Below are 17,892 nucleotides of genomic sequence, written 5' to 3' on the forward strand. Positions count from 1 at the left end.
TCAGCGGGCCGCGGACGACGCCGCGAGCGAGGCCAGGTGGGCGTGCACCAGCGTCACCGCGAGCGCGCCCTCCCCGACCGCCGAGGCCACCCGCTTGACCGAGCCCTGCCGCACGTCGCCGGCGGCGAAGACGCCCGGCGTGCTCGTCTCCAGCAGCGCCGGCGGCCGGTCCAGCGACCAGGCCGGCGTGACGTCGTCGCCGGTCAGCAGCGCCGCCCCGGTGAGCAGGAAGCCCCAGCGGTCGCGGGCCAGCGTCCCGGCCAGCCAGTCGGTGCGCGGCTCGCTGCCGATCATCACGAACAGCATCCCCGGCTCCTCGGTCTCCGCGCCGGTGTCCAGGTCGCGCAGGACCACGGTCTCCAGGACGTCGCTGCCGCGCCCGCCGGCCAGCTGCACCCGGTACCGGACGTCGACCCGCGGCAGCGCCTCCAGCTCGCGGACCAGGTAGTCCGACATCGTCTCGGCGAGCGAGTGCCGGCGGACCAGCACGGTCACCCGCTCGGCGTAGCGGGAGAGGTACACCGCCGCCTGCCCGGCCGAGTTGCCGCCGCCGACGACGAACACGTGCCGCCCGGCCATCGCCGGCGCCTCGCTGACCGCCGCCCCGTAGAAGACGCCGCGGCCGGTGAACGCCTCGAGCTCCGGGACGCCGACCCGCCGCCAGGCCGCGCCGGTGGCGATGACCACGCTGCGCGCCCGCACCGCCGTCCCGTCGTGCAGCGTGACCCGGTGCAGCCCGTCCTCGGTGCGCAGGGACGCGGCGGTGCGCATGAAGGAGAACGTCGTGCCGAACGCCCAGGCCTGCAGGTAGGCGGAGAACGCCAGCCGGCTGCCGCTCACGCCGGTGGGGAAGCCGAGGTAGTTGCGGATCAGCGAGCTGGTGCCCGCCTGCCCGCCGACCGCCTCGCACTCCAGGTGCAGGGTGTCCAGGCCCTCGGAGGCGGCGTACACGCTCGCGCCCAGGCCCGCGGGCCCGGCCCCGACGATCGCGACGTCGTGGACGGCGTCGGGGTCCAGCGGGTCGAACAGGCCGAACGCCTCGGCCACCTCGAGGTCGGTCGGCGCCTCGAGCACGGTCTGCTCGGGCCGGAACCGGACGACGACGACCGGCAGCCGCGGCTGGTCGAGCTCCAGGTCGGCGAGCATCGCGCGGCCCTCGGGCGAGCCGGCCTCGTAGACGCCCAGCGGGATGCGGTTGCGGGTCATCTGGTCGCGCAGGTGCTGGGCGTGCGGGTCCCACCGGTGCCCGATGATCCGCACCGCCTCGAAGCCGCCGCCGCGCCGCGAGGACCACTCGTCGAGGATCTCGGTGACCGAGCGGTGGAACTCCTCGTCGGGGCGGCCCTGCGGGGCGTACACCCAGCGGTCGAGCTGGCCGACGGTGATGGCCTCGAAGATCGGCCGGGCGGTCTCGAACGCGCCCCACCGGACCAGGGCCACGGCGATCGCGCCGGGGTGCCGTCCGTGGCAGGCCCGCAGCACCTCGAGCCCGTCGGGGTCGTCCTCCCCGAGGCCGCCGAGGAGCACGGCCACCGCCGGGTCGCCCGCCGCGGACAGCGCGGCGTCCAGCTCGCCCGGGTCGGCCCCGGAGACGACGCGGTAGTCGCTGCCGTAGCGGCGCTCGAGCTCCCGGGTGGTCGAGGTGCGCAGGCCGGCGTCCCGGGCGACGACGGCCAGGGCGGTGCCGGTCACGACACCGCTCCGGACGGGCGGGCGGGGGCGGGGGTCTGGGCACCGTGCACGGGGCTCTCCGGGTGCGCGCATCCCCCGTGCGGACCGTGGGTGCGGCCATGCAACCACTCCCCCGGGCCCGCTGTCACCGGGTTCCGGGGCGCCTCCGCCGTCCCTAGACTCCGCGGCGTCGGCGGGCGGCGCGCCCGTCGGCGGGCGGGAGGTGCTCGTGGCCGCTCCGGCGGGGACGCCCGGGATGCCGCGGACCATCGCGACGCCCGACCAGCGGCTGCGCGTGTTCGTCTCCTCCACCCTCGAGGAGCTGGCGGCCGAGCGGCGCGCGGTCCGCGACGCCGTCGCCCGGCTGCGGTTGACCCCGGTGATGTTCGAGCTGGGCGCGCGCCCGCACCCGCCGCGCGACCTCTACCGTGCCTACCTCGCGCAGAGCGACGTCTTCGTCGGCGTCTACGGCGACCGCTACGGCTGGGTGGGCCCGGACATGGCGGTGTCGGGCCTGGAGGACGAGCTCGTGCTGTCCGAGGGGATGCCGCGGCTGCTCTACGTCCGCACGCCGGCGCCCGGCCGCGACCCCCGGCTGGCCCGGCTGCTGGAGCGGGTGCAGGCCGGGGGCGGCGTCTCGACCACGCCCTACCGCGAGCCGGCCGAGCTCGCCGAGCTGGTCGCCGACGACCTGGCCGTGCTGCTGAGCGAGCGCTTCACCCGGCCGGCCCCGGCGCCGCCCGGGCTGGCCGCCGGGTGGCTGCCGACGCCGCCGACGCCGATGGTGGACCGCGCCGCGGAGCTCGCCACCGTCACCGGGCTGCTCGGCGACCCGGCGGTGCGGCTGGTGGTGCTCACCGGGCCCGGTGGCATCGGCAAGACCCGGCTGGCGCTGGCCGCGGCCGCGGCGGTGGAGCCCGGCCGGGACGGCGTGTGGTTCGTCGACCTCTCCGGCGTCCGCGACCGCGCCGACGTGCCCGCGGCCGTGGCCGAGGCGGTCGGGGTGTCCGCCGAGGGCAGCCGCCCCCTGCTCGACCAGGTGGGCGACCGGCTGGCCGGCCGCCGGGCGCTGCTCGTCGTCGACAACCTCGAGCAGGTCGCCGGCGCCGCCCCCGACCTCGCGACGCTGCTGGCCCGCTGCCCGCTCACCCAGCTGCTGGTCACCAGCCGCGCCGTGCTGCGGCTGCGCGGCGAGCACGACGTGCCGATCGAGCCGCTGCGGACGCCGGCCGCCGACGACGACCCCGGCACGGCGCCCGCGGTGCAGCTGTTCGTGGCCCGCGCCCGCCAGGCCGACCCCTCCTTCGCGCTCACCGCCGCCACCGCCGGCCCGGTCGCCGAGCTGGTGCGCCGGCTCGACGGGCTGCCGCTGGCGGTGGAGCTGGCCGCGGCCCGGGTGCGCACGCTGCCCCCGCGGCTGCTGCTGGCCCGGCTGGACCGCGCGCTCGACCTCGGCGACCCCGACGTCGACGTGCCCGACCGCCAGCGCACCCTGCGGTCCACCATCGCCTGGAGCCACGACCTGCTCGACGAGCGCGGCCGGGCGCTGCTGGCGCGGCTGTCGGTGTGCGCGGACGGCTGCACCCTCGACACCGCCGAGGTGGTGGGCGCCGGCCGGGACGAGGACGGCGCCGGCGACCTCGACGTCCTGGAGACGCTGTCGGACCTGGTCGGGCACAGCCTGGTCACCCCCACCGACACCGGCGACGGCGAGCCGCGGTTCCGCATGCTCGAGCTGGTCCGCGCGTTCGCCGCCGAGCGGCTGCGCGAGCGCGGCGAGGAGGAGGCGACCCGGGTCCGCTGGGCGCAGCACCTGGCCCGGTTGGGCGCCGAGGCGGGCGCGGGGCTGGCCGGCCCGGCCGCGCGGCTGTGGCGGGACCGGCTGGACGCCGAGACCGCCGACCTGCGCGCCGCGCTGCGCTGGGCGGTGGCCACCGACCGCGCGGACCTCGCCGTCCGGCTGACCGCGCCGCTGGTCCGCTGGTGGTGGGCGCGCGGGCTGCTGCCCGCGATGGCCGGGCTGGCCGAGCAGACGGCGGCGCTGCCGTCGGCCGCCGCGCTGCCGCCGGACCTGGCCGGCCGGCTGACCTGGGCGCGGGCCTCGCTGCGGATCGCCCTCGGCGACCGGGCGGGCGCGGCCGGCCTGCTCGACGGCGTGGTCGACGACGCCCGCCGCCGCGACGACGCGTGGCTGCTCGGCCACGCCCTCGGCGCGCGGGCGATGTGCCTGCCCCCGGCCGACCCGCGCGTCGTCCCGCAGCTCGACGAGGCGCTGGCCCAGCTGCGGCGCAGCGGCGACGGCTGGTCGGTCGCGTTCAGCGGGATGCTGCGCGTGGCCGTCGCGCTGGCCGGCGGGGACGTGCCCGTCGCCGAGCGGGTCGCGGGCGAGGCGCGGGACCTGGCCGCGGCGGCCGCCGACGACCAGCTCGCCGCGCTGCTCGGTGACGCCCTGGCGCTGGCCGCGCTGCTGGCCGGCGACCTGCCCCGCGCGCGGGCCCGGCTGGACGAGGCGGTGGCGCTGCACCGGCGCACCCGCGACCTGGAGGGCGCCGCGACCTGCCTGGAGGTGCTGGCCGCGCTGGCCCTCGCCGAGGGCCGGCACGCGGCGGCGGCCCGGCTCGCGGGCGCCGCCGACGCCGCCCGCGCCGGCCTCGGGGTGGCCCGCTGGTCGCCGCACCAGGCGCTGGCCGACCGGCTCCGGGAGGCGCTGCGCGCCGCGCTCGGGGACGACGAGGAGGCGCGCGGGCGGGCCGCCGGCGCGGCGCTGGGCCCCTGGGCGGCGCTGGACGAGGAGCTCGCGCGCTCCTCCTGAGCGGCGCCGCCCCGGTCAGCCGACGGCGACCGGCGGGTACTGCGGCAGCGGTCCGGTCCCCGGGTGGGCGACCGTGAACCGGCCGTACTCGTCGTCCCGGCCGGGGTGCGCGGGGGCGGGGGCGGCGTCCGCGGCGCCCAGCGGCCGGCCCGCCGGCAGCGTGCTGCGGTACTCGACGGCGCGGAAGGCGGCCAGCGGCGCGAGGGACAGCCCGATCGCGCGCAGCGCGTCGGCGACCGGGTGCTCCCCCAGAGCGAGCTCGGCGCCGCCGGGCCCGGGCCGCGCCTGCCACCGGGCGAGCACCGGGATGCGCGTCTCCAGCAGCCGCCCGCCGCGCACCGACCACAGCGTCCGGGCCGGGCTGCCGCGCAGCGCCGGGCCGCGGGCGCGCACGGTGTGCACCAGCACGTCGGCGCCGGCCTCGGACAGCCGGACCCGCTGCCGGCCGGGCTCGTCGAGGAAGTCCATGTCGCCGAGCCACTTGGGCAGCCCCCACTCGGCCCGGCCGAGGTCGCGGGCCTCGCGGGAGGTCACCGGCAGCTGCAGCACGAAGCCGCCGACGGCCGGGCGGGCCGCGCCGCGCGCCCCCGGCCCGACGACGCCGGCCGTGACGCCGACCTCGCCGTAGGGCGCCAGCGCGTGGGTGCCGCCGTCGGCGTCGGTCCAGGTCACGGTGCGGTAGCGGAAGGCGTGCACCGCCACCAGCGTGCGGCCACCCGGCACCGGGATCGGCCGGAGCAGCGGCCGGCCGCCGTCCCGGGGCAGCAGCGCGGCGACCGCGGCCGCCGACGCCAGGTGGTAGGAGCAGGCCACCGCCGCGTCGTGGTAGGCCAGCGGCAGCCGGACGGGGTCGGTCACGGCGCCCAGCACACCGGCGCGCGGCCCGGACCGGCAGGGTCCGAGGTCCTGCGACTTCCGCTGGGTGGGAGACTGGCGGGGTGGCGGGCGGCGCGGGCGAGCGGGGGCGGTCGGTGACCTCCCGGGCGCTCGCCGTCCTCGACGCGTTCGACGCGGGCGCGCCCCGGCTGACCCTCACCGAGATCGCCGAGCGGTCGGGTACGCCGCTGACGACCGCGCACCGGCTGCTCGCCGAGCTCACCGACTGGGGGGCGCTGGCCCGCCGCGCCGACGGCCGCTACGAGATCGGCCGCAAGCTCTGGGACCTCGGCCTGCTCGCGCCCGTGTCGCTCGAGCTGCGCCAGGTGGCCGCGCCCTACCTGCTCGACGTGCACACCGCCACGCGGGACACCGTCCACCTCGCCGTCCGCGACGGGCTCTCGGCGCTCTACGTCGAGCGCATCTCCGGCCGCGAGTCGGTGCCGGTGGTCAGCCAGGTGGGCAGCCGGCTGCCGCTGCACGCCACCGGCGTCGGCAAGGTGCTGCTCGCCGCCGCCCCCGACGACGTCGTCGCCGGGGCCCTGGCCGCGCCGGCCCGCGCCACCCGGCACACCGTCGTCGAGCCGGCCCGGCTGCGCCGGGAGCTCGCCGAGGTCCGCCGCCGCGGCTGGGCGCGCACCGCCGAGGAGATGTCGCTGGGCACGCTGTCGGTGGCCGTGCCGGTGCGGGTGGAGCGCGGCGGCGGCACCGCCGTGGCCGCGGCGCTCGGCATCGTCGTCCCCAGCCACCGGCGCGACCTCCCCCGGCTGGTGCCGGTGCTCGAGGTGGCCGCCCGGGGCATCGGCCGGGCGCTGGCCCGCGCCGCCCACTTCCGCTGAGCGGCAGGCCGAGGTGTCCACCCGCGGGTAGCCCGGGTCACACTCGCCGGCATGCGCACCCAGGTGGGGATCATCGGCGCCGGCCCGGCCGGCCTGCTGCTGTCGCGGCTGCTCGCGCTGCAGGGCATCGACTCGGTGGTGCTGGAGAACCGCTCGCGCGAGTACGTCGAGGCGCGCATCCGCGCCGGCATCCTCGAGCAGAACACCGTCGACGTCCTCACCGAGGCCGGCATGGGCGACCGGCTGCACCGCGAGGGCCTCGAGCACCGCGGCATCCACCTGCAGTACCCGGGCACGCGGCACACGCTGGACTTCCCCGAGCTGTGCGGGCGGCGGGTGTGGGTCTACGGCCAGACCGAGGTGGTCAAGGACCTGATCGCCGCGCAGCTCGCCGGCGGCCCGCCGCTGCACTTCGAGGTGTCCGACGTCGCGATCGAGGACGTCGACACCGACAGCCCGCGCGTCCGGTTCACCGACGCCGACGGCACCGCGCAGGTGCTCGAGTGCGACGTCGTCGCCGGCACCGACGGCTTCCACGGCCCGTCGCGCGCCGTCGTCGCCGAGGGCACGCGGCAGCGGCTGTGGGAGCGCACCTACCCGTACGCGTGGCTGGGGATCCTCGCCGACGCCGCCCCGGCCACCGACGAGCTGATCTACGCCTGGCACCCCGAGGGGTTCGCGCTGTACTCGATGCGCTCGCCGTCGGTGTCGCGGCTGTACCTGCAGGTCGACCCGTCCGAGAAGATCGAGGACTGGTCCGACGACCGGATCTGGGCGGGCCTGGCCACCCGGTTCGCGCACGAGGGCTGGGAGATCAGCACCGGCCCGGTGCTGGAGAAGTCGATCCTGCCGATGCGCTCGTTCGTCAGCGCGCCGATGCGCCGCGGCCGGCTGTTCCTCGCCGGCGACGCCGCGCACATCGTGCCGCCCACCGGCGCCAAGGGTCTCAACCTCGCCGTCGCCGACGTCGTCCTGCTCTCCCGCGCGCTGGTCCGGCTGCTGCAGGAGAAGGAGACCGACCTCGCCGACGCCTACTCCGACACCGCGCTGCGGCGGGTCTGGCGGGCCACCCACTTCTCCTGGTGGATGACCTCGATGCTGCACACCACCGGGGACCCCTTCGACGCCGAGCTGCAGCTGTCGCAGCTGCGCCGGGTGTGCGCGTCGGAGGCCGCCGCCCGCGAGCTGGCCGAGAACTACACCGGCCTCCCCTACTAGAGGAGGTCGCGGACCCGGCCGGCGGTGCCGGGCGCCAGCGGCAGGTGCGGCAGCACGCCGGTCACCTCCTCGGGCTCCAGGCCCTGCTCGGCCAGGACGGCCACCAGCCGGGCGGCGTCGTCCGGGGGCACCGGGGCGGGCAGGCCGGCGTCCCGGACGGCGGCCAGCGCGAGGAACAGCGCGCCCGAGAGCCCCTCGTCCGGCTCGGGCTCCCGACCGCCGCCCGCCCGGCCCGGCGCGGCCGCGGCGCGGGTGGCGGCCTCGGCGGCGCGGACCAGCGACAGCGGCAGCCCCTCGGACTCGACCTCCAGCAGCGGGGTGCGGCCCAGGGCGGCGAGCACGAGGTGCTCGGCCTCGGTACGCAGCGGCTCCTCCCACTCCATCGCGCGCACGACCTCGCCCAGGTCGGCGCCGTCCTCGCCGAGCTCGTCGAGCAGCTCGGCCCACTGCGCCGGCCGGGTGCGGCGGGCGCGGTCGGCGGCGAGCACGCAGGTCTCGCGCACGAACGGCTCGACCACCTCGCGGTCGAACCGGTCGGCGAACACGGTGCCGTCGGCGTCGACGGCGTTGAGCGCGTCCTGGAAGCTGCCCGGGCGGGCGTCGCCGAGCTCGATCCGGCCGTCCTCCTCGCCCGACAGCGGCTGCCCGGTGGCGGCGCGGTCGCCGATGGTGGAGCCGGTGGCCACCAGCCGGCCGCGCAGCCGCAGGTGGTGCGGCCGGTCGGACAGGCCCACCGCCCAGGCGCAGGACTCGGCGATCAGCGCCGCGCGGCGCTCCCGGAGCACCTCGCGGCCGAGCAGGCCGAACCAGTCGACGTCGAAGGTGGAGCCGTCGAAGGAGGCGATGCTGTCGAAGGAGCTGTCGAACACCCCTCCTTGCTACCCCTCTCCCAGCGGTCCGTGGAGCAGTGCCGCCACGGTGGCCGCCGGCCCGCGGGTGCGCAGCGAGTCCAGCGCCGCGGCGTAGGCGGCCGTGAAGCGGGGCCGGTCGCCGAGGTCGCCGAACAGCTCGCGGTCGGCCAGCGGGGCGAGCGGGTCCTCCCGGGACCGGAGCGCCGCGGCGACCAGGCGGTCGCCGCGGGCGTCGACCAGCCCGGCGGCGTCCCCGCGCCGCTCGAGCGCGTGCACCCACGCCGCGACCACCGCCGCCGAGCGCCGCACCTCGCCGCCACGGTCGAGGTTCGCGCGCAGCACCGGGAACAGGAACTGCGGCAGCCGGTCGGAGGCGTGCTCGACGATCCGGGCGAGGGTGTCGCGCACGTGCGGGTTGCCGAAGCGGGTGACCAGCTCGGCGCGGTAGCGGCGCAGGTCGGTGCCCGGGACCGGCGGCAGCGTCGGCGTCCCCTCCTCCTCCAGGTAACCGACGAGCAGCTCGCGCAGCAGCGGGTCGCGCGTGGCCTCGTGCACGTGCTCGTGGCCGAGCAGCGGGCCGAGGTGGCCGAGCACCTGGTGGCCGGCGTTGAGCAGCCGCAGCTTCATCAGCTCGTACGGCGCGACGTCGCCGACCACCTGCACGCCGACGTCCTCCAGCGGTGGCCGCCCGGCCGGGAACGCGTCCTCGAGCACCCACTGCGTCCACGGCTCGCACACCACCGGCCAGAGGTCCTCGACGCCGAAGGTGGCGGCGAGCCGGGCGCGGTCGTCGTCGGTGGTGACGGGGGTGATCCGGTCGACCATCGACGACGGGAACGGCACCTCCCGGGCCACCCACTCGCCGAGGGCGTCGTCGCGCAGCCCGGCGAAGGCGGCGAAGCTGCGCCGGGCCAGGTCGCCGTTGCCGGGCACGTTGTCGCAGGAGGCGACGGCGAACGGCGGGAGCCCGCGGGCGCGGCGGCGCACCAGCGCCTCGGTGACCAGGCCGAAGACCGTCGCCGGCGCGGCGCCCGGCCGCAGGTCGGCGAGCACGGCGGGCGCCGTCGCGTCGAACTCGCCGGTGGCCGCGGACGCGTTGTAGCCGCCCTCTGTCACGGTCAGCGTGACGATCCGGGTGCCCGGCGCTGCCATGGCCTCGACCACCGCCCCGGGGTCGTCCGGCGCGAGCCGGTAGCCCACCAGCGAGCCGACCACCCGGGCGGTGAGGTGCCCGTCGGGGTGCTTCTCGACCAGCGTGTACAGGCGGTCCTGCGCGGCCATGACCTCGGCCATCCGGCGGTCCGCGGGCAGCACGCCGACCCCGCAGACCCCCCAGCCCTCCCCCGCGCCGGCCTCCAGCAGCCGGTCCAGGTACACCGCCTGGTGCGCGCGGTGGAAGCCGCCGACGCCGAGGTGGACCACCCCCGCCCGCACCGCGGCGCGGTCGTAGCGCGGCGTCCACACCGACGCGGGCAGCTCGCCCAGCGTCGCGGCGCTCAGCCGGGTCATCGGCGCTCCTCGGGCTCCGGGTCGGGACCTGCTCCTACCCCGCCCGGGCGGGCACCGGCACGCGCTGCAGGTCGGCGGCGACGACGAGGTCGCCGTCGAACTCCTCCCGCGCCTCGTCCGCGAAGGCGCGCGGGTCGGCGTAGCGCTGGGAGAAGTGGGTGAGCACCAGCGTGCGCACCCCCGCCTGCGCGGCGACCCGGGCGGCCTGCCGGGCGGTGAGGTGGCCGTACCGGTCGGCCAGCGCCGCGTCGGCCGCGAGGAACGTCGCCTCGACGACCAGCAGGTCCGCGCGGTCGGCGAGGGCGGGGACGGCGTCGCACATGCGGGTGTCCATGACGAAGGCGAACCGCTGCCCGGGCCGCGGGGCGCTGACGTCGGCCAGCCGCACCGTCCGCGCCCCCACCCGGAGCGCGCCCTCGCGCTGCAGCCGGCCGACGTCGGGACCGGCCACGCCCGCCTCGGCCAGCCGGTCCGGCAGCATCCGGACGCCGTCGGGCTCGGTCAGCCGGTAGCCGAAGGACTCGACCGGGTGGCTGAGCCGGCACGCCTCCAGGACGCCGGCGGGGTCCTCGGCCAGCCGCCCGTCCCCGGACACCGGCTCCTCGCGGACCTCGGCGAGGTCGGCGAACGGGGTGGCGTGCCGCAGCCGGTCGAAGAAGACCTGACCGGACGCCGGGTAGTGGGCGACCACCGGGTGCGCGACGCCGTCCAGCGACATCCGCTGCACGACGCCGGGCAGGCCCAGGCAGTGGTCGCCGTGGAAGTGGCTGAGCAGGATCCGGTGCACCGCGCTGCTCGGCACCCCGGCCAGCAGCATCTGCCGCTGGGTGCCCTCGCCGGGGTCGAACAGGAAGCCGCGGCCGTCCCAGCGCAGCAGGTAGCCGTTGTGGTTGCGGGTGCGGGTGGGCGCCTGGCTCGCGGTGCCGAGCACGACCAGCTCCCGCGCCGCCACCCCCGCGACGCTACGCGTGACGTGCTGGCACGGCCCCGCTGCAGGGGCCCGCCCCGAGCGGAGCGAGGGGTGGGGGCAGCGGGGCCCTCCGACTAGCCGAAGAGGTCGGACAGGAAGGACTCCTTGCGCTTCTTGCCGTGCGAGCCGTAGGAGCCGTGCGACGACGAGTGCGAGGAGCCGCGCACCGCGCCGAGCACCTCGTTCACCACGGCGCCGAGCCCCGCGCCGCCGGCGGCCGGATACTGGCCCCCGTGCTGCTGCGGTGCGCCGTACTGCTGTGGCGGCTGCTGGGCACCGTGGCCGCCGGACTGCGCGGCGGCCGGCGCGGCGTGCCAGGAGTTCTCGGCGTCGATGAGCCGCTCGAGCTCCCCGCGGTCGAGGAAGATGCCCCGGCACTCGGTGCACTGGTCGACGTGGACGCCGTTGCGCTCGTAGGTGCGCATCGTGCCGTGGCACTTGGGACAGACGAGTTCCATGCCGCACGGTACGACGCACGCGGGACCCCCGGAGACCGGGACCGCGTGCCAGGGTGCGCGCCCGTGAGCACAGAGCGCACGGTGACCCTCCGCTTCGGCACGGCCTCCCGGCGGAGCACCACCCACACCAACCTCTCCGCCGTCCGCAGCGACGGGCCGGTCCTCTGGGTGGCCGGCGACGAGACCGCCACGATCGAGCGGCTGGTGGCCGACGACCCCGCCTCCCCCACCCGCTACGACGGGCAGACCACCTCCTCCCTCGCCGACCTGGTGCCGCTGCCCGGCGGCACCGGCCCCGGGGTCGAGGAGGAGGCCGACATCGAGGGCCTGGCCCGCACCGGCGACGCGCTGTGGGCGGTCGGCTCGCACAGCCTGCGCCGCCGCCGCATCCGCGACGAGCACGACGGCGAGCAGGCGCTGCGCCGCCTGGCGCGGGTCACCGGCCAGCCGCGCCGGCAGGTGCTGGTGCGCATCCCGGTGGTCGACGTCGACGGGCTGCCCACCCTGGTGAAGGACGACGGCGCCCGCAGCGCCGCCGTGTTCGGCGCCCGGGGCAAGGACCTGCGCGACCTGCTCGCGGACGACGAGCACCTCGCGCCGTTCCTCCCCATCCCGGGCAAGGACAACGGCCTCGACGTCGAGGGCATCGCGGTCTCCGGCGAGCGCGTCTACCTCGGTCTGCGCGGCCCGGTGCTGCGCGGCTGGGCGGTGGTGCTCGAGCTGCGGCCGGTGGTCGACGAGCGCGACCCCGCCCGGCTGCGCCTGCGGAAGTTCCCCGACGGCCGCCGCTACCGCAAGCACGTGCTGCGGCTGGCCGGTCTCGGCGTGCGCGACCTGTGCCCGCAGGGCGAGGACCTGCTGGTGCTCGCCGGGCCCACCATGGACCTCGACGGCCCGGTGTACGTCTACCGCTGGCACGGCGCCTGCGCGGCGGAGGAGCCGACCGTCGTCCGCGGCGACCTGCTCACCCGCGAGCTGGCGCTGCCCTTCGGCGACGGCGACGACCACGCCGAGGGCATCGGCCTGCTCGGCCCGGCCGGCGACGGCCGGCTGCTGGTCGTCTACGACAGCCCGGCCCCCGCGCGGCTCACCGCCGACGGCGGCGTGCTGGCCGACGTCGTCCGGCTGCCCTGAGTCAGCCGACGCGGACCGGCCGGGCGGCGACGACCCCGGCCGCGGCCAGGCCGAGGCCGACGGCCAGCAGGAGCAGCAGCGGCGCGGTCCACCCGCCGGTCGCCTCCGACAGCGCGCCGACGGCGACCGGGCCGAGCGCGCCGACGCCGTAGCCGACCAGCTGGCTCATGCCCGACAGCCGGGCCGCGGCGCCGGCGTCGGCCGCGCGCAGCACCACGAGGGTGACCGCCAGCGCGATGCCGGCGCCCTGCGCCAGCCCGCCGACCGCCGCCCACGCGGGCCACGCCCCGGGCGCGGCGAGCAGCCCGGCGACCGGTACCACCCACAGCGCGGCGACCCCGAGCGCGAGCCCCGCCTGCCCGGAGGTGCGGGCGAGCACGGCCGGCACCAGCAGGCTGCCCGCGATGCCGAGCACCTGGTAGACGGAGGCGGCCACCGAGCCGGCGGCCGCGTCGGTGCCGGCGCGGTCGGCCAGCAGCGTCGGCAGCCACGCGGTGAGCGAGAAGTACAGCGTGGAGTGCAGCGCCTGCACCGCGGTCACCGCCCACGCGACCGGCGACCGCCACAGCGGCCGCGCGCCGGCGTCCCTCCGGGCGGCCGCGGCGGGGCCGGCGGCGTCGGCGTGCCGCGCGGCCGCCGCCCAGACGACCGCCGCGACGACGGCGAGCACCCCCTGCGCGGCGAGCGCGCCGCGCCAGCCGAGCACCGCCGCCAGCGGCGCGGTGAACGCCGCGCCCGCGGCCGCGCCGGCCACGAGGGCCGCGGTGTAGAGGCCGGTCACCGTCCCCGCGCGCCGGCCGAACCCGGCCTTGACCACGGCCGGGAGCAGCACGTTGCCCACCGTCATGGCCGCGCCGGCGAGGAAGGTGCCGGCCAGCAGCACCGGGGCGCCGTCGAGGACCCGCAGCCCCTGCGCGACCGCCAGCAGCACCAGCGAGCCGAGGACCGCCGCGCCCGCGCCGACCCGGCGCCCGGCGGCGGCCGCGGCCGGCGCCAGCAGCGCGAAGCACAGCACCGGCAGCGTGGTCAGCAGGCCGGCGGCGGCCGCGGAGAGGCCGAGGTCGGCGCGGACGTCGTCGAGGACGGGGCCGACGGCGGCGATCGCGCCCCGCAGGTTGAGCGCCGTCAGCAGGACGGCGGCCAGCAGCAGCCGGCCGCCGGGCGACGCGGCCGGCACGGCCCCATCCTGCGCCGCCGCCCGCGGACCCGCCGGTTCCGGACCCGGTGCGGATCGTGAAACACGAGCCGCTAGTGTCCCAGCGACCCGTGGTCCAGCTCACACAGCGGTGAGCTCGCGGGCGACCCAGGAGGTCCCGTGCGCATCCCCGTCCCGCGATCCCTCGGCAGGTCCGTCCTCTCCCTCGCCACCGGCGCCGCGCTCGTCACCGGCGCCGTCGTCACCGCCGGCCCGGCCGCCGCGGTGCCCGGCAACGGCAACGGCGGTGGCGTCGGCAACGCCGCCCCGACGCTGGTGGAGACCGACGAGGGGAAGCTCCGCGGCACCCGGCTCGACGGGTACCGCACCTTCGAGGGAATCCGGTACGCCGAGGCGCCGGTCGGCGACCTCCGGTTCCGCCCGCCGGTGCCGGTCGCGCCCTTCCGCGGGATCGCCGACGCCACCGCCCCGCACGAGCCGTGCGCCCAGCTGGCCAACGGCACCACGAACGCGTTCCAGACCTCCAACGAGGACTGCCTGTTCCTCAACGTCACCACCCCGGCGGGCCTGGACGCGGCCCGCTCGGACCTGCCGGTCATGGTGTGGATCCACGGCGGCTCCTGGGTCTACGGCAACGGCGCCAACTACGACGCCGCGAAGCTCGCCGTCGAGGGCGACGCCGTCGTCGTGACGATCAACTACCGCCTCGGCCCGATGGGCTTCATGGCCCAGCGCGACCTGTCCGCCGCCAACGGCGCGGTCGGCTCCGGCAGCGCCGGCCTGCTCGACCAGCAGGAGGCGCTGCGCTGGGTGCAGCGCAACATCGACGCCTTCGGCGGCGACCCGGACAACGTGACGGTCTTCGGCGAGTCCGCCGGCGCCTCGTCCGTCTGCGCGCAGCTGGCCTCGCCCACCGCCGCCGGCCTGTTCGACAAGGCGATCGCGCAGAGCTACAGCTGCACGACTCCCTACGACACGCTGGCCGCCGAGGAGGCGACCGGTCAGACCGTCGCGACCGCCGTCGGCTGCGCCGGCGCCGCCGACGTCGCCGCCTGCCTGCGCGCGGTGCCCGCCGAGGCGCTGCTGCGCGCCTGGCCCGGCGGCTCGTTCGTCGTCGGCGGGTCGTCGCTGCCCGAGCAGCCGGGGACGGCGATCGCGGCCGGCCGGTGGAACCGCGTGCCGGTGGTGCACGGCAACCTGCAGGACGAGAACACGCTGTTCACCCCGCTGTCGCTAGCCGACGCCCAGCGCCAGGCGCTGCTGTCGGCCGACCCGGCCGTGTACACCGCCACCCTGGCGCAGCGGTTCGGCACGCGGGCCGAGGCGGTCGCCGAGCGCTACCCGCTGGCGGAGTACGGCTCGACGCTGCGGGTCCTGGCGGCGGTGGCCAGCGACACCGGCAGCGCGCTGTCGACCTGCACGCACGTGGGCGCCTACGACCTGCTCCGCGGGCAGCAGGCGCCCGTCTTCGCCTACTCGTTCCGCGACCAGGACGCCCCGGCCCTGCTGGACTTCCCGTACGACCCGGCGCGGTACGACGAGGGCGCCCAGCACGCGGGCGAGCTGCCCTACCTGTTCCCGGGCCTGTTCGGTGGCCCGCTGACCGCCGAGCAGCAGGCGCTGTCGACGACGATGGTCCGCTACTGGACCAACTTCGCGGCCACCGGCGACCCGAACGGCCGCGGCGTCCCGGCGTGGAACGCCTACCGCACCCCGGCCGACGTCCAGGGCCTCGACGTCGCCTCGCAGGGCGGCGTCGGGCCGGTCGACGTCGCCGCGGACGCGAACTGCGCGTTCTGGGCCGCCCGCTGAGCACCTGAGCGGTCGAGTACCCGAGCACCCCGGGCCCCGGGAGCGGCACGTCCGGTGACCGCCACCCGGGGCCCGGGGCACGTCCCGCCCCACCCGTCCCACCTCCCGAGAGCCGGATCTACTGATCGGTAACAGATGTGGGATCGTCGGGGAACACGTCGAGACGGCGTCACACCGCCGTCAGGAGAGAGGTCCCATGCGGTTGCAGCTTTCCCCGGAGATGGAGGCCTTCCGGGATGAGATGCGCACCTTCTTCACCACCCAGGTGCCGCAGGAGATCCGCGACACCGTCGCGGCCCACCGCCACCTGACCCGCGACCAGTACGTCGAGGCCCAGCGCGTCCTCAACGCCGCCGGCCTGGCCGTGCCGCACTGGCCGGTCGAGTGGGGCGGCCGGGACTGGACGCCGCTGCAGCGCCACATCTGGCGCGAGGAGATGCAGCTCGCCAACGTCCCCGAGCCGCTCGCGTTCAACGCCAGCATGATCGGCCCGGTCATCGCGAGCTTCGGCAACCAGGAGCAGAAGGAGCGCTTCCTGGCCAAGACCGCGAGCCTCGACATCTGGTGGTGCCAGGGCTTCTCGGAGCCCGACGCCGGCTCCGACCTCGCCTCGCTGCGCACCACCGCCGTCCGCGACGGCGACGACTGGGTGGTCAACGGCCAGAAGACCTGGACCACCCTCGGCCAGTACGCCGACTGGATCTTCTGCCTGGTCCGCACCGACCCGACCGCGGAGAAGAAGCAGCGCGGCATCTCGATGCTGGTCTTCCCGATGGACACCCCCGGCGTGACGCTGCGCCCGATCCAGCTCATCGACGGCGGCCACGAGGTCAACGAGGTCTTCTTCGAGGACGTCCGCGTGCCCGCCGAGAACCTGATCGGCGAGGAGAACCGCGGCTGGGACTACGCCAAGTTCCTCCTCGGCAACGAGCGCGTGGGCATCGCCCGCGTCGGCGCCACCAAGAAGCTGATCGCGCAGGCCAAGGAGCACGCCCGCGAGGTCGTCGTCGCCGGCCGGCCGCTGTCGCAGGACCCGCGGCTGACCGCGCGCATCGCCGAGCTCGAGAACGAGCTGCTGGCCCTGGAGCTGACCGCGCTGCGCGTGGTCGCCAACTCCGCCGACGGCAAGCCGCACCCGGCCTCCTCGGTGCTCAAGCTGCGCGGCTCGGAGCTGCAGCAGGCCGCCACCGAGCTGCTGGTCGACATCGCCGGCCCGCTGTCGGTCGCGTCCTTCGCCGACGGCGGCTCGCAGGTGCCCCAGTGGGCCCGGGTGGCCACGCCGGAGTACCTGAACTACCGCAAGGTCTCCATCTACGGGGGCTCCAACGAGGTCCAGCGGACCATCATCGCCGGCACGATCCTGGGGCTGTGAGCTAGCAGTGGACTTCCAGTACGACAGCGAGCAGAACGACCTCCGCGAGGCCGTCGCGGGCCTGCTGGGCCGCGCCTACGGCGACAGCGAGCGGCGCCGCCAGGTGGTCGCCACCGACCCCGGCTTCGACGAGAAGACCTGGGCGCAGCTGGCCGAGATGGGCGTCCTCGGGCTGCCCTTCGCCGAGGAGGACGGCGGCATGGGCGCCGGCCCGATCGAGGTGGCCCTCGTCGCCGAGGAGATCGGCCGTGTGCTCGCGCCCGAGCCGTTCGTCGAGGCCGTGGTCCTCGCCGGTGGCCTGGTCGCCGCCGTGGGCACCGCCGAGCAGCGGGCGGCGGTCCTCGGGCCGCTGTCCGAGGGCGCCGGCGTGCTGGCCTTCGCGCACGCGGAGCCCGGCACGCGGTGGAGCCCGGCGGCGTCGGCCGTGACCGCCACGCAGGACGGCGGCACCTGGCGGCTGACCGGCGTCAAGGAGCCGGTGCCGAACGGCGCCCGCGCCGACGTCCTCGTGGTCAGCGCGGTGACCGACGGCGGCACCGCCCTGTTCCTCGTCCAGGGCGACGCCGAGGGCCTGACCCGCACCGGCTACCGCACCCACGACGGCACCCGCGCGGCCAACGTCACCCTCGACGGCACCCCCGCCGAGCTGCTCGGCGAGGGCACCGCGGACCGCACCGCCGACGTCGAGCGGGCGCAGGCCCTGGCCCGGATCGCCTACAGCGCCGAGGCCGTCGGGGCGATGGACACCGCGCTGAGGACGACCGCGGAGTACCTGAAGACCCGCAAGCAGTTCGGCGTCACGCTCAACCGGTTCCAGGCGCTGACCTTCCGCGCGGCGGACATGTACGTGTCCCTGGAGCTGGCCCGCAGCACCGCGCTGTGGGCGAGCATGGTGGCCGACACCGGCGGCGACGTCGTCACCGCCGCCGACCGCGCCCGGCTGCAGACCAGCCGCGCCGGCCGGCACGTCGGCAAGGAGGCCATCCAGCTGCACGGTGGCATCGGCGTCACCGCGGAGTACTCGGTCGGCCACTACACCAGCCGGCTGACCGCGATCGACCACCTGCTCGGCGACGGCGACTGGGCCGCCGACCGGCTGGCCGCGGCGGTCGACTCGTACCCGACGGTCGACCCGCTGGGCGCGCCCTACACCGGCGCCTGAGCGACCGCACCACGTCGACGGCCGGCGTCCCCTCTCCCGGGGGCGCCGGCCG

Annotated in this window: 14 protein-coding genes; 7 read left to right on the forward strand and 7 right to left on the reverse strand. The window is 77.3% G+C overall.

Annotated elements, in window-relative coordinates; genetic code table 11:
- Positions 1–1,692: an FAD-dependent oxidoreductase gene (locus ACI79B_RS12545; RefSeq protein ID WP_456927914.1), complete on the reverse strand. Its 1,692-nt coding sequence runs from the start codon at positions 1,690–1,692 to the stop codon at positions 1–3.
- A gap of 235 nt (positions 1,693–1,927) precedes the next feature.
- Between ACI79B_RS12545 and ACI79B_RS12550 the strand changes: the two genes are divergently transcribed.
- Complete coding sequence (locus ACI79B_RS12550; protein ID WP_456927915.1) at positions 1,928–4,483, forward strand: ATP-binding protein; 2,556 nt, start codon at positions 1,928–1,930, stop codon at positions 4,481–4,483.
- A 15-nt stretch (positions 4,484–4,498) separates the two neighbouring features.
- Here ACI79B_RS12550 and ACI79B_RS12555 read toward each other — a convergent pair whose 3' ends face one another.
- On the reverse strand, positions 4,499–5,341 hold the full coding sequence (locus ACI79B_RS12555; RefSeq protein ID WP_456927916.1) for an acetoacetate decarboxylase family protein: 843 nt from the start codon (positions 5,339–5,341) through the stop codon (positions 4,499–4,501).
- Positions 5,342–5,421: 80 nt separating this feature from the next.
- Here ACI79B_RS12555 and ACI79B_RS12560 point away from each other — a divergent pair, with 80 nt between their 5' ends.
- Together ACI79B_RS12560 and ACI79B_RS12565 are read left to right on the forward strand one after the other, a co-directional pair.
- Positions 5,422–6,198 carry an IclR family transcriptional regulator gene (locus tag ACI79B_RS12560; protein WP_456927917.1) on the forward strand — a complete coding sequence of 259 codons (777 nt, stop codon included), beginning with the start codon at positions 5,422–5,424 and terminating at the stop codon, positions 6,196–6,198.
- A gap of 51 nt (positions 6,199–6,249) precedes the next feature.
- Positions 6,250–7,416: a 4-hydroxybenzoate 3-monooxygenase gene (locus tag ACI79B_RS12565; protein WP_456927918.1), complete on the forward strand. Its 1,167-nt coding sequence runs from the start codon at positions 6,250–6,252 to the stop codon at positions 7,414–7,416.
- Here the strand turns inward: ACI79B_RS12565 and ACI79B_RS12570 are convergent.
- The 4 genes from ACI79B_RS12570 to ACI79B_RS12585 all read right to left on the reverse strand — a co-directional run bounded on the left by ACI79B_RS12570 (position 7,413) and on the right by ACI79B_RS12585 (position 11,204).
- Positions 7,413–8,285, reverse strand: coding sequence for a hypothetical protein (locus ACI79B_RS12570; RefSeq protein ID WP_456927919.1), 873 nt, complete (start codon positions 8,283–8,285; stop codon positions 7,413–7,415). The genes ACI79B_RS12565 and ACI79B_RS12570 overlap by 4 nt on opposite strands.
- A gap of 9 nt (positions 8,286–8,294) precedes the next feature.
- Entirely contained in the window at positions 8,295–9,776 is a 1,482-nt protein-coding gene (locus ACI79B_RS12575; protein WP_456927920.1) for a mannitol dehydrogenase family protein, read from the reverse strand.
- A 34-nt stretch (positions 9,777–9,810) separates the two neighbouring features.
- Complete coding sequence (locus tag ACI79B_RS12580; RefSeq protein WP_456927921.1) at positions 9,811–10,728, reverse strand: ribonuclease Z; 918 nt, start codon at positions 10,726–10,728, stop codon at positions 9,811–9,813.
- 92 nt (positions 10,729–10,820) lie between these two features.
- Complete coding sequence (locus ACI79B_RS12585) at positions 10,821–11,204, reverse strand: TFIIB-type zinc ribbon-containing protein (protein ID WP_456927922.1); 384 nt, start codon at positions 11,202–11,204, stop codon at positions 10,821–10,823.
- Positions 11,205–11,267: 63 nt separating this feature from the next.
- On the opposite strand from ACI79B_RS12585, the gene ACI79B_RS12590 reads away from it, so the two are divergent.
- Entirely contained in the window at positions 11,268–12,338 is a 1,071-nt protein-coding gene (locus ACI79B_RS12590; RefSeq protein WP_456927923.1) for a DUF3616 domain-containing protein, read from the forward strand.
- 1 nt (position 12,339) lies between these two features.
- On the opposite strand, the gene ACI79B_RS12595 is transcribed toward ACI79B_RS12590, so the two are convergent.
- Entirely contained in the window at positions 12,340–13,515 is a 1,176-nt protein-coding gene (locus ACI79B_RS12595; RefSeq protein ID WP_456927924.1) for an MFS transporter, read from the reverse strand.
- A gap of 138 nt (positions 13,516–13,653) precedes the next feature.
- Between ACI79B_RS12595 and ACI79B_RS12600 the strand changes: the two genes are divergently transcribed.
- From ACI79B_RS12600 to ACI79B_RS12610, 3 genes are all read left to right on the forward strand, one after another.
- Positions 13,654–15,306: a carboxylesterase/lipase family protein gene (locus tag ACI79B_RS12600; RefSeq protein ID WP_456927925.1), complete on the forward strand. Its 1,653-nt coding sequence runs from the start codon at positions 13,654–13,656 to the stop codon at positions 15,304–15,306.
- 196 nt (positions 15,307–15,502) lie between these two features.
- Positions 15,503–16,678: an acyl-CoA dehydrogenase family protein gene (locus tag ACI79B_RS12605; RefSeq protein WP_456927926.1), complete on the forward strand. Its 1,176-nt coding sequence runs from the start codon at positions 15,503–15,505 to the stop codon at positions 16,676–16,678.
- Between the two features lie 7 nt (positions 16,679–16,685).
- The gene (locus tag ACI79B_RS12610) at positions 16,686–17,840 is read left to right on the forward strand and encodes an acyl-CoA dehydrogenase family protein (RefSeq protein ID WP_456927927.1); all 1,155 of its coding nucleotides are present in this window, start codon (positions 16,686–16,688) and stop codon (positions 17,838–17,840) included.
- Positions 17,841–17,892 lie beyond the last annotated feature (52 nt).

This window comes from Geodermatophilus sp. SYSU D00879 (assembly GCF_054050375.1).

Coding starts and splice junctions, on each gene's coding strand:
- ACI79B_RS12550 (WP_456927915.1), top strand. CDS start 1,928: ATGCCGCGGACCATCGCGACGCCCGACCAGCGGCTGCGCGTGTTCGTC.
- ACI79B_RS12585 (WP_456927922.1), bottom strand. CDS start 11,204: ATGGAACTCGTCTGTCCCAAGTGCCACGGCACGATGCGCACCTACGAG.
- ACI79B_RS12605 (WP_456927926.1), top strand. CDS start 15,503: ATGCGGTTGCAGCTTTCCCCGGAGATGGAGGCCTTCCGGGATGAGATG.
- ACI79B_RS12565 (WP_456927918.1), top strand. CDS start 6,250: ATGCGCACCCAGGTGGGGATCATCGGCGCCGGCCCGGCCGGCCTGCTG.
- ACI79B_RS12575 (WP_456927920.1), bottom strand. CDS start 9,776: ATGACCCGGCTGAGCGCCGCGACGCTGGGCGAGCTGCCCGCGTCGGTG.